Source organism: Gilliamella sp. Choc6-1 (assembly GCF_001690385.1).
In the GTDB taxonomy this organism is placed as follows: Bacteria; Pseudomonadota; Gammaproteobacteria; order Enterobacterales; family Orbaceae; genus Gilliamella; species Gilliamella apicola_A.
The window spans coordinates 111,244-124,363 of record NZ_LZHI01000041.1; the positions used below are offsets into that span (position 1 = coordinate 111,244).

Sequence of the window (13,120 nt, forward strand, 5' to 3'; positions counted from 1 at the left end):
TTCTTATTTATAATTAATTGTCTTGAATAATCCCAAAATGACGGTAGGCATGTGGCGTTGCAATTCTACCTCGAGGGGTTCTTTGAATATAACCTTGTTGAATTAAAAATGGTTCAAGCACGTCTTCTATTGTTTCACGTTCTTCACCAATAGCTGCAGCAATATTATCTAAACCAACAGGACCACCCATAAATTTTTCAATAATTGCAAGTAATAATTTGCGATCCATGTAGTCAAAACCTTCATTATCAACATCAAGCATATCAAGTGCTAGCATTGCTATTTTCTCATCAATGATTCCCTTTGATTTAACATCCGCATAATCTCTTACTCGACGTAATAAGCGATTGGCAATTCGAGGGGTTCCTCGTGAACGTTTAGCAATTAAATGTGCGCCTTTATCTGATAAATCCATACCTAAAAATTTAGCGCTACGGCTCACAATATATTCCAAATCTTCAACTCGATAAAATTCAAGACGTTGCACAATACCAAAACGATCCCTAAGTGGCGAGGTTAGTGAACCTGCTCTTGTTGTAGCTCCAATTAACGTAAACGGTGGAAGATCTATTTTAATCGAACGTGCAGCTGGCCCCTCGCCAATCATAATATCTAATTGATAATCTTCCATAGCTGGATATAAAATTTCTTCTACAACTGGGGAAAGTCGGTGAATCTCATCAATAAAAAGCACATCATTTGGTTCGAGATTTGTTAACATAGCAGCTAAATCACCGGCTTTTTCAAGTACAGGGCCTGAAGTAGTGCGTAAATTAACGTTCATTTCGTTGGCAACTATATTAGCTAAAGTGGTTTTACCCAATCCTGGAGGTCCAAAAATTAATACATGGTCAAGTGCATCTTTACGTTGTTTTGCTGCTTGAATGAAGATTTTCATTTGCTCTCGCACTTGAGGTTGGCCAATATATTCATCCAAATATTTAGGACGAATCGCACGATCTAGCGATTCTTCTTCTTTTTGAACTTGTGGTGCAATCAAACGATCCGCTTCAATCATACTTAATCCTTATTTTATAACGCCGATTTTAATGCTTCACGAATGAGTGTTTCACAATCCATATCATGACTGATGACTTTACTAATGATACGGCTAGCTTCTTGCGGTTTATAACCTAATGCGATTAATGCCGAAATTGCTTCACTTTCAATTTGGTTGGATGATTTTTTGTGTTCGCCTGTCTCAATGATCATATTAGTGACAGATAACTCTTCACCTAAACGTTTGACCCGATCTTTCATCTCAACAATTAATCGTTCTGCGGTTTTTGTACCAACCCCAGGTAATTTAACGAGTGTTTTTATTTCACTTTGTTCTACGGCATTAATAAATTGTTGAGCAGACATCCCTGATAAAATAGCTAAAGCTAATTTGGGACCAACACCATTCACTTTTATCAATTCACGAAACAATTCACGTTCTTGTTCATGATTAAAACCATATAATAGCTGTGCATCTTCACGAACAATAAAATGAGTTAATACCATTACTTCTTGACCATTATTAGGTAACTCATAAAAACAAGTCATAGGCATAAAAACATTATAACCTACTCCTCCGACTTCAATCAGTACTTTAGGGGGTTGCTTTTCTATAATTGTTCCGCGTAAACGACCTATCACAATGTATCCTCAGTACAATTTATGTTGCTTTCAAAAATCGCCAATAATAATTTAAATTCAAATGTCATTATGACATAGCAGCATAAAAGTTGAATTTTTGATGATGCTAATTGACAATTTACATTAAAACTAATGTTAGTTAGTTAGTTTACCTGATAGAATAAAAATAATAAAGAAAAACTGTATAAATAGACAGTCAAAATGTTGAGCTAAAATTGAGATCTATGATTTATGTAATATATTCAAAAAAGTGGAATGTTATTACTTACAATAAGGAAAAGTAGTAAATGATTTTATTTTTATTGGGAAATAACCTTGAATTAATAAGCGAAAATTAAGCTCTTTTGAATTTCCGCTCTTTTTCAATTAATAATAGAGTCGACGCCCTATTTAAAACATTAACATATTTTAAATAATTGATAATTAAAATGGCATTTTAAAACCTGGTGGTAATTGCATTCCACCAGTTACTTGTGCCATTTTTTCTTTTTGTGATTCGTCTAAACGGCGAGTAGCATCATTAAAGGCTGCTGCAATAAGATCTTCTAACATTTCTTTATCATCTTCGGAAACTAAAGAAGGATCAATTTCAACACGTTTACAGTTATGAGCCCCATTTATAGTAACTTTAACTAAACCTGCACCTGATTCGCCAGTAACTTCTAATTTAGCAATTTCTTCTTGAGCTTGTTGCATTTTTGCTTGCATTTGTTGAGCTTGTTTCATTAAATTGCCCAAACCACCTTTACCACCTGAAAACATAATTCTTCCTCATTATTAAATATATTTAGCCCATAATTATACAGGACGAATACTAGCTTCATCAATCTTGGCTTCAAAATATTGACAAATCAGTGCTACTTTTGGATCGCTATTTATTGTGGCTTTTGCTTGGAATACTTTTTGTTGGTATAAGTCTTCACGCATTTCTAAAGGGGTTTTATTCGTTTGGTTATCATCTATAATAATTTTCACATTTAATGTACATTGTCGATACTTGGCTAATGCTTTTTCAACTTTAGCAACATTATTTACTGAATTAATTAGGTGTTTTACAGATGATCGCGTATGTAAAACAATATTATTACTATCTATTTGCTCAATAAATGAGTTAATGACGATCTGCTTAATTAATGGTGGTAAGTCTAACTGCTCAATTTCAGCGCACCATGCATCTTTTTTTGCCATTTCATCAATTAATTTTTTTAACATTTCAGGGGTTTTATCACCATTTAGCGACTCACGAAATGTTTTAGTATTAATAAGTAAATCATCTTTAACTTCAACTAAACCACGAGATTGCCATTGATAGTTCTCAGCTGTAATTTCCTCTTCATTATTATGTTGAATATTATCAAGTTTATTGACATTATCTATAACTTTTGAGATGCCATTTTTCTGGCTTAGTGATTCGCTTACATTAAGATGTTGTGGTTGTGGTTGTGGTTGTGGTTGAGTTTGCTCAACCGATTCAGGCTTTTTTGGATTTTGTTCCTCTTTTATCAATTGCATACGCATTTCTAAAATACTTTTAGTTATAGATGAAACATCATCTGGCGCTTGCAGCTCTTGTTTTTCTTCATTTGAATCAACATTCAGCACATTTTTTTGTTTTGCTTGATGCTGTTGTTTGTCAGTTGTACCGGACTCCATTGGTTGAGGTACTTGATAAAGCAATTCATCCTTTATTGTAGACGAACCAATATTAACTTTAACTGGTTGTTTTATTGGTGTTGCGACATTTGTTTTTGCTGTATGCAATTGTTTTTGTGGTTGTGCATCTTTTGTTACTGAGGAAGAGGTTGGCATCTCAACTAAATCAACCGCCTTTGGTATAAAAGCCAAAGCTCGAAGAAAGCTCATTTCAACACCAATTTTCTTATCTGGTGCAAAAGCTAGTTCTTTTCTTCCCATTAGCAAAATTTGATAAAACAATTGAACATCATTTGGCGCCATATATTGTGCTAGATAACGAATACGTTCTTCGTTATCAGTATAGTCACCTAAAGCAGTTGGTACTACTTGTAATAATGCTATTTGATGTAATAATGTAATAGTCTCTGCTAATAAATTATCCCAATCTGCACCTTGCCTAGCTGCAGCTTCAATTTGCTGCATTAATGCATTACCATCACTTTGATAAAGCGCCTCAACTATCGAAAACGGTATAGATTTATCTAGTGTACCTAACATAACGGTAACTGATATTACATCAACTTTGCCATTTCCTAGGGCGATGGCTTGATCTGTCAAACTTAAAGCATCACGCATACTTCCATTAGCTGCTTTAGCCAATAAATGCACAGATTTTGGGTCATGTTCAATTTGTTCTAACGTTAGAACATGAGTAAGTTGACGTTCAATAAGTGTAGTGTCCAATACATTCAGATGTAAGTGTAAACAACGAGACAAAATAGTAATTGGCAATTTTTGCGGATCTGTCGTTGCTAACAAAAACTTAACATGCTCTGGGGGTTCTTCTAGCGTTTTAAGTAATGCATTGAAGCTGCTACGCGATAGCATATGAACTTCGTCTATTAAATAAACTTTAAAGCGCCCTTTAGTTGGTAAGTATTGAATATTATCAAGAATTTCTCGAGTATCCTCAACTTTTGTACGTGAAGCTGCGTCAATTTCGAGTAAATCAACAAATCGCCCTAATTCGATATCGCGACAATTATCACAAGTACCACATGGTGTTGCCGTTATACCGCTTTCACAATTTAATCCTTTTGCTAATAAACGAGCAATTGAAGTTTTTCCTACACCTCTGGTTCCTGAGAACAGATAAGCATGATGAACTCTTCCAAGCGAAAGCGCATTTGAAAGAATTTTTAAAACATGTTGTTGTCCTACCACTTCAGAGAATGATTTTGGTCGCCATTTGCGAGCTAAAACTTGATAACTCATAATCACCATTGCTTATTGCTAATAAATTGATACAGATCATATCATAACCCAACAAGATAGTCTTTAATGTAGGATAACCAATTCATAAATCTTCTCCCTAATCTGTTTAATAATTAAGAAAATTTATAACTCTTATGTTTAATTATCATCAAGCGGTTAATACCAAATTAATCTGAAAGGTGAAGAGCATTAGCTTCTTAATATTTATAGGAATGCAACTCTAATCGTTTATGCTTCAAATTTTTCAATCTTATATTAGTAACACTAAATTCTCTTCATTGACTTTAAAGACAAACCTATATAAGATCAGCCCTTAAACAAAAAACTTAACCTCATGAAAAAATTATAGAAAATTATTTTTAAATAAAATAGCACTTAAACAAGTGTAGTTTATATTGTTTAATTTCTGATTTTTTCATTTTACTTTCACATGGTTGTATTTTTATGAGCATTAAATACAGAGCTGATATTGATGGACTAAGAGCTTTAGCTGTTTTATCTGTCATCATTTTTCATTTAAATAACGCTTGGTTGCCAGGTGGATTTATTGGTGTTGACATTTTTTTTGTTATTTCAGGATTCTTGATTACAAAAACAATCTACACTGAAATGCAAACTAGCCAATTTACTTTCAAAAATTTTTATCAACGCCGAATTAATCGCATTTTACCCGTATTTTTTGTAGTGATATTTACTTCTTCTTTCTTTGCTTGGTATATACTATCGCCAGACGAATTTGAAATATTTTTGAAAAGTGTTAAATCTACAACTTATTTTGCGGAAAATGTTTTTTTTGCCAAAAATACAGGTGGGTATTTTGACCTTTCCGCTGACAATATGGCAATACTGCATACATGGAGTTTAGCGGTTGAAGAGCAGTTCTATATCATTTTGCCTTTTATCTTACTCTTTTTACTAAAAATAAAATGTAATAAAAATAAAGTATTATTTGTTTTAGGTGTGATCGCTTTTTTATCATTTTGCTTAGCGCAAATTTCACCATATTATTATTATCTTAGCCGCCAAAATTATTATTCGCTCTTTACCGGTCGGGCTGGTGAACTGCTAATTGGCTCTATTGTTGGCATTATCTCTACTGAAAATAATACCAATTCAAGCTGGCTTGGCAATTTAAAGGGAAATTCTTGTTATAAAAATTTCTTTTCATTAATGGGATTTACTATTACCGTATGTTCAATTATCTTTATATCAAATGATTTTCTTTTTCCAAGTTTTATAACGGTTATTCCAGTTGTTGGCTCAGCCTTAATTTTATACTTTTCTGATAAAGACACTATTTTATTCAAAATGTTATCTTATCGCCCTTTTGTATTTATTGGTCTGATATCTTACTCGCTTTATTTATGGCATTGGCCAATTATCTCTTTGTTGAAACAGTACTTAATTATCGATGATTTAACTACGCCAATTGAAATCTTATCTGTCCTTATTACAACTTTTATATTATCTTTATTGAGTTATTTTTTCATAGAAACACCCTGCCGGAAAAATAAGAAGAGTTTCAAATTTTCATTTTGTTGTTATTACCTTATTCCTGTGTTAATTATTTTCTGTTTTTATGAAACTCAAAAATACACAAAATTTGCAGACAAAATATTTGTCGAAAGATTTAACATTGATAGGGGTAACTCTCTTCGTTGGGTTCAGGGAAAAGATGATTTTCTATTTTTAGGCGATAAAAATGAAAAAATTATTAGAAAATTAACGCTATCAATAAGACCAACAGAAAAGCAACTCAAAGCATCAACTAAAATTTTTGGCAATATTACTAAGGAAGCCACTAAATATGGCACCAAAGTTGTCTTATTGATTGGTGCAGATAAAGCTAGAATTTACCCAGAATATTTACCTGATCAGATTCATTTATCTAAAGTAAGGTATATAGACTTCTTTCTTACTGAATTACGTAAAAATAAAAATTTAATCATTTATGATTCAGAGCCTGATTTATCAGTTGCAGCTAAAGAAAATGAAAATTTTATTTACCATCGCACTGATTCACATTGGAATTCAAAAGGTGCTTATATTGCCTATACTGGCTTTTTAAAAGAGCTTGGCATCCCTCTTATTGATGTCAAATTTACATTAATTGATAGTAAATATGGTGACATTGCTGATATTGCTGGATTAAAAAAGAAAGATTTAACCTTTCATAATGATGATAATTTTAAAGTTTCTTTTAATTTACCTCAAGATGTTAAATGTACTTATATAGGCTTTACACATATATCTTTTGGAAATAATGAAGATTGTATTAACTCTTTAGCACCTATTGATAAAAAAGTATGGGTTATTGGTGATTCTTTTTCTCGAGCATTAAGAGAGTATTTTTCTGCAACTTTTAAAAATGTGCGTTTTATGGGACATTGGCATGAACAATTGCCAATATTGCCTAAAGAGCTAGCAGAAAGCAAAGAAAAACCAGATATTATTGTTATAGTTAAAATTGCACGATCTTTTTAAAAGATTTAGCTAATAAATTAAGCTAAACATCTATTTTACAGTTTATAAAACCTTATAGTTTATTCTTTCAACGAATTTAAATATAAGGTTTTTTTAAGTTTTTAATATAGAACAGATACAAAATTATAATAATTAAATTTGCCTTTTAATATAAGAATTATATCCCATAAATTTACTGATTTTTTCTAACGATGAGCCTATTTACATTCATATAATATGCACTTCCATTTGTTATGTTATTTATTATCTAATACTTCAAAGAAGCGCTCATATTATTAATTTGTCCTAAATTAGACTTGATTAATATTAGCTATTTTTTAATATAAAATCATTAATTTTATCTAAAAATAAATTACCATATTTTTCTAATTTTATTTTACCTACACCAGTAATATTGAGTAATTGTTGTTTGCTTTCTGGCGTAGTTTGAACCATTTCAAGTAATGTGGCATCACTGAAAATAATATAAGGAGGTACATTTTCATCATCAGCAATATTTTTTCGTAATTTTTTAAGGTTACCAAATAAAATACGCTCTTCATAAGATAGAATCGTAGTTAAATTAATCGCCCGAGCATAACGATTTAAGCGGCTTTTCTTAACTACTTCAAGCCTAGGTTTAGCCAAAGATAAGGCAATTTCACCTTTTAATATTTGTCGAGCATCTTCAGTTAATTGAAGTGTATTATGAGCGGCAAAATTTTGAATTAGATACCCATGATAAATTAATTGTCTAATTATGCTTAACCAATAATCTATCGAATGATCTTTTCCAATACCATATACAGATAAACGATCATGGCCATTTTCTTTAATTTTGGCTCTGTTAGAACCCCGTAAAATTTCAGCAACATATTGTGCACCAAAACGCTGTTCAACACGATAAATGCAGGATAATACCTTTTGTGCATCCACCAAACCATCATAATGTTCCGGAGGATAAAGGCAAATATCACAGTTATTACAAGGCTCATGCCTTTGTTCACCAAAATAGTTAAGTAATACTATTCGACGACAAGTTAGGCTTTGTGCAAAAGACTGCATTGCATCAACTTTATGCAATTCAACTTCTTTATGTTGACCATCCATTTTTTCGCTTATTTGTTGTCGATACCAACTCAAATCATTAGCATTAAATAACAATATTACTTCAGCAGGAACACCATCGCGCCCTGCCCGACCTGTTTCTTGATAATAAGCTTCAATACTTCTTGGACAATCTGCATGAATAACAAAACGAACATTGGGTTTGTTGATACCCATACCAAATGCCACTGTTGCAACTATAATTTGAACATCGTCTTTTAAAAATGCTTCTTGTGCTTGTTGACGTTCCTGATTAGTTAATCCAGCATGATAAGCTGCAACAGAAAAACCACGACTACTTAATCTAGTGGTCATATCTTCAACTCGGGAACGACTTGAACAATAAATAATGCCACTGTTACCTTTTTGCGTTTCAATAAAAGACACAATTTGCTCAGTTAAATTATATTTTTCAACAACCGTATAACGGATATTTGGACGATCAAAGCTCCGCACAACCACTAATGGATTAACCAACTTAAGCTGATTTATTATATCGCTTTGTGTCATTTTATCGGCAGTTGCCGTTAACGCAACAATTGGGACACTTGGAAATCGTGATGAAAGTTGTCCTAATTGACGATAATCAGGTCTAAAATCATGCCCCCACTGCGAAATACAATGTGCTTCGTCAATTGCAAATAAAGAGGGAGGATTTTGCTCAATTAAACTTTGAAAAGAAGATAGTGCCAATCTTTCAGGAGAAATATACAAAAGCTTTATAGAATGACTGAGATATTGTCCAATAACTTTTTGCTGTTCCTCTGTCGATTGCGTAGCATTAAGGTATGCTGCTGGTATACCATTAGCCGCTAGCTGATCAACTTGATCCTTCATTAAGGATATCAGTGGTGAGATTACCAAAGCTGTTTTAGGTAATATTACTGCCGGAATTTGATAACATAATGATTTACCGCCACCTGTTGGAATGATAATTAATGTATCACATCCCTCGATAATTGATTCAATGATCTCTTTTTGTTGATTTCTAAATGATTTATAACCAAAAACATTATGTAGAACCGTTTCAATCTGATCTTTTATCGACATACTAACCTAAAGTTACTTCTTACTGATTTGCCGAGTATAGCTAAAATCATGGCAACAAACCACCTTCAATGAATAATTGTTTACAATTTTAGTTTATATAAACAAGATAAACTGGCAAATAATGTCTTTTTTATAATCAAAAACGTTCAACAGTCGAAAAAACAAGCAAAAAAAAATTTTTTTACTTGCTAGGAATTAATTTGAGAGCTAATATTTGCGTGTTTTAAATTTACGCCCGTAGCTCAGTTGGTTAGAGCATCACCTTGACATGGTGGGGGTCAGTGGTTCGAGTCCACCCGGGCGTACCAAGTTAAATCTTTTTTGTGAACTTTACTAGCCTTATTTAATTTGTTTGAAGCAAAACAAGCCATTTTCTAACAGCAATTTAAACTTTATATATTCTTTCAAATAAATTACATTTTGGATTGTTCTTCTATGATTTCATCATTGCTAATTCATATTAAAAAATCAAACTACTCATAGATATGATTTGCTACTACGAGTTATATTCATCCCTGATTAGCTACATAATCTTGCATAAAACCACTACCTAGATTCGTATTTGGATTATCTTTTTCACGATTATTCAACCCTAATTATCTCAACCTCCATTTCTCATTGTTGCTAGCTTTATCGTTTATTACCTAAAGCTATTACATAGATAAACCCAATATGATTCTATTGGGCTTTACAAACAAGTTTCAGGTATAGCAATTTGATATGTTTTGATCAAGGGTTCAATTTGCGCTAAGGGGGATTTAGCGGTACTTACAAAATTGCTTTTAGAATCAACATATATTGTTTGATATTTAATATCTTTTAAAGTGATTTCTAATTTTAATGGCATAGTATATTTATCATGACTACAAGCTATATTATCATAATCAGCTTTATCTATGATTTTATTACTATTATCTTTCCAAATATACTCTATTGTACTTGAAATAGGTTCATTAGGATCGAATATAGTTCCATTAATATCATCCTCTAAAATTTTCGGAATAAAATAGCTTTTAATAACAAAATCGCCAAGCTTAGCTGTTTTATCAAAAAATTTTACCTTATCACTTGTAATATTTCCCAACTTTTCATTATAGTCTGTGCCTTTATAATTAAACCCTAACTTATCAATTATCGGCACATTTACAAAAAATTCTGTTTTATACCCTTGAATAGAATTAACGGCTACAGCTGAAAGAGACGCATTAGCAGTAATTAAACCATTAAATATTAAAATGACAGATAAAATACCCAATTTAACTGTCATTTTTCTTTTTATACACGTTCCTAATTTTAAAATTAATAAACTAAATAAAAATTTTTTTGTTTTGTTAGAATTGTATAGATAACGTTTTTTATATTGCTTCATATATTTCTTTATTAATAAAAATAACAAATAAAATTAATTATAATATTGTTAATAAGATTACATAAATTTAGCTAACACCCGAAAATTTAAGAAAATTTCAGTCAATGAAAAACCGGCGGTATTATTGATCAAGATAATCGATCTATCAATGTAAAATTAATGGAAATAAACTATCAAATAAATACGAAATTTTTATTAATTTTTAGTGTTAATTTTGAACTAATAGGTAGGCTGTAATAATATGGTTAATAAATTAATAATTATTTTTGAATAGTCAGTTATAATAGATATTTATTTATAAATATTAAATTAACAAGTTATTAAGCGATCAATAGAGAAAAGAAACTGTAAATATAGATGAACAAAAATTTCTTTTCTCTCCCACTTAAAGCTTATTAAGTTTTTACTTATCTTTTTTATTTAACCTAAGATTTCAGAATCAAAAGATCATATTGGAATAAAGTAAATCTAGTCATATTGATGAGAATAAAAGCACTTTGTCATCAAGAAAAATAACTAACCACTGTTTCTTGATGACAAAAAAATATTTAAAAATTAATTTCAGTCCCCACAAAGTATCTTCTACCTTCTAAGGTTTTACCAAAATCATCGTTAGTTACATTTTTATCAAATAGATTATAAACACCAGCATAAATCTTGGCTTGTTTGTGTGCTTGATAAGATGCACCGATGTCCCAGAAAGTATAGCCCGGATATTCAACTTTTGTGCCATCACGGTTATTAGACGATTCCATGCCATAATAGGCCATTTTTGTCCATAAATCCCATTGTTGGGTGACATACCAATCTAATTGAGTATTGAATTTTTGTTTAGGGGTTCGATTTAAAGATCGTCCTTTAAATTGGCCACTTTTTTGTTCTGTTTTTGTCCAAGAATAGTTAGATGTGAATAAGAAATCAGTAAATAAAGGCGTTTTGAATGAAAGCTCAAGACCTTTAAGATCGGCTTTACCTACATTTTCACGGCCCTGTATAAAGTCAAACTTTTTACTATAACCATTCAATAAGCACTTGCTTCCTTTTTTACGATTACAAATATAATATGATTGAATTTTGTCTTTATATTTTGTGTAAAATGCAGTTGCAGAAGCATCAATACCATAATCATTAGTATAACCTATACCAATTTCGAAATTATTTGTTTTTTCTGGTTTTAAAGCTGGATTTCCAATGATTACACCATCAGAATATCCGCCGCCAGTGGCTTGCCCCCAATCCGTCACAACATAACGTAATTGTGGTGTAGCATAACCTGTAGAATAACCGCCTTTTAACGTAAAGTTATCATCAATATTCCACACACTGTAAACTCTTGGATTCCAGTTGCTACCATAATTTTCATCTTTGTTATAACGTAATCCGAATGTTAAATTCCAATTTTCTAAAATACGTAATTCATCTTCTCCAAATAACGCATAATTCCAACGATCAATTTTAGATAATGTCGTTTTTAGTTGATTTCCTTTGTCATGCAACTCTTGATAATTGTATTTTCCACCTAAAGTAAGCATATTAATACTAAAAGGAATAGTAACACGAGTATCTACATCTGTATTTCGGATCTTCATGTTTCTTTTAGGATTATTATTTCCTTCATAAGAAACAAATGAAGTTGTAGAAACATCACCAAACAAACCATTATGTGTTAAAGCAAACGTATTTCGTCTATTATCTCTATTAAAATCACTTCTAGATTTATCTCTTGTTTTGCCTGCAGTTGCATTACTATTTTGTAAAGCTCTTCCAAAATCGAGATCAAATTTTTGTGTATCTGTAGCATTTAAAGATAATTTACCATTTAAACTACGCAATTTTTGCCCAGCATGACCACTAAGAAATTTATCTTCATGACGATTTGAATACTGTCCATAAAGTTGTATACCTAAAACATCATCAATAATCGGTCCCATGGTAGAAAAACTACCAGTATATGTATCTTTTTCTTTTGAACGATAAGGAATAACCGATTCTAAACGTATACCACTTTGCCATTTATTTGACACTTTTTTGGTAATAATATTAACAACCCCTCCCATCGCATCAGAACCATATAACGATGACATAGGACCGCGAACCACCTCAATACGTTCAATCGCCGTTAATGGAGGTAACCATCCTTGTTCAAATCCTGAATTATCACTATTTGGTCTTGTTTCGCGGGTACTAACCTTTTTTCCATCAACTAATATTAGAGTATATTTGGCATCCATGCCACGAATACTAATATCAGTAGAATCACCACCACCGGTGATATTTAATCCAGGAATATCTTTTAATGCATCTGTGACATCACGATAAGATTTGTTACTCAACTCTTGCGGTGTAATAACCGAAATAGTTGCAGGCGCTTCCTTGATCTGTTGAGAAAACCCTGAAGCTGTTACTACCATGGTATCCATTTCTGTATTAGCCGCTGCTAAAACCGAAGGCGATAATGAAAATAAAAAACCTGTTTGAATGGAAAATATAGCCAATTTTAAATTTTTGATATTACTCATTTTATATAACCCTATTATTTATAATGCTATTTCACCGAAAAATGCTTTTATGAACATTACA

The 13,120-nt window shown here is 31.6% G+C and carries 8 protein-coding genes and 1 tRNA gene; 2 read left to right on the forward strand and 7 right to left on the reverse strand.

Annotated elements, in window-relative coordinates; genetic code table 11:
• Positions 1-13: 13 nt before the first annotated feature.
• The 4 genes from ruvB to dnaX form a co-directional block, all read right to left on the reverse strand.
• Complete coding sequence (gene ruvB, locus A9G36_RS06350) at positions 14-1,018, reverse strand: Holliday junction branch migration DNA helicase RuvB (RefSeq protein ID WP_034946348.1); 1,005 nt, start codon at positions 1,016-1,018, stop codon at positions 14-16.
• A gap of 14 nt (positions 1,019-1,032) precedes the next feature.
• Complete coding sequence (ruvA, locus tag A9G36_RS06355) at positions 1,033-1,641, reverse strand: Holliday junction branch migration protein RuvA (protein ID WP_065585519.1); 609 nt, start codon at positions 1,639-1,641, stop codon at positions 1,033-1,035.
• A gap of 423 nt (positions 1,642-2,064) precedes the next feature.
• Positions 2,065-2,403, reverse strand: coding sequence for a YbaB/EbfC family nucleoid-associated protein (locus A9G36_RS06360; protein ID WP_034946353.1), 339 nt, complete (start codon positions 2,401-2,403; stop codon positions 2,065-2,067).
• A 36-nt stretch (positions 2,404-2,439) separates the two neighbouring features.
• Complete coding sequence (gene dnaX / locus A9G36_RS06365; protein ID WP_065585534.1) at positions 2,440-4,551, reverse strand: DNA polymerase III subunit gamma/tau; 2,112 nt, start codon at positions 4,549-4,551, stop codon at positions 2,440-2,442.
• A 444-nt stretch (positions 4,552-4,995) separates the two neighbouring features.
• On the opposite strand from dnaX, the gene A9G36_RS06370 reads away from it, so the two are divergent.
• Complete coding sequence (locus A9G36_RS06370; protein WP_065573994.1) at positions 4,996-7,035, forward strand: acyltransferase family protein; 2,040 nt, start codon at positions 4,996-4,998, stop codon at positions 7,033-7,035.
• A 306-nt stretch (positions 7,036-7,341) separates the two neighbouring features.
• On the opposite strand, the gene recQ is transcribed toward A9G36_RS06370, so the two are convergent.
• Positions 7,342-9,171: a DNA helicase RecQ gene (recQ, locus tag A9G36_RS06375; RefSeq protein ID WP_065585520.1), complete on the reverse strand. Its 1,830-nt coding sequence runs from the start codon at positions 9,169-9,171 to the stop codon at positions 7,342-7,344.
• 231 nt (positions 9,172-9,402) lie between these two features.
• Between recQ and A9G36_RS06380 the strand changes: the two genes are divergently transcribed.
• Positions 9,403-9,479: transfer RNA gene (locus A9G36_RS06380), tRNA-Val, on the forward strand.
• Positions 9,480-9,859: 380 nt separating this feature from the next.
• Here A9G36_RS06380 and A9G36_RS06385 read toward each other — a convergent pair.
• Positions 9,860-10,540 (reverse strand): hypothetical protein, encoded by a 681-nt coding sequence (locus A9G36_RS06385; protein ID WP_034946358.1) that lies wholly within the window; start codon positions 10,538-10,540, stop codon positions 9,860-9,862.
• Positions 10,541-11,088: 548 nt separating this feature from the next.
• Entirely contained in the window at positions 11,089-13,059 is a 1,971-nt protein-coding gene (locus tag A9G36_RS06390; RefSeq protein ID WP_065585521.1) for a TonB-dependent receptor domain-containing protein, read from the reverse strand.
• Between the last annotated feature and the right edge of the window lie 61 nt (positions 13,060-13,120).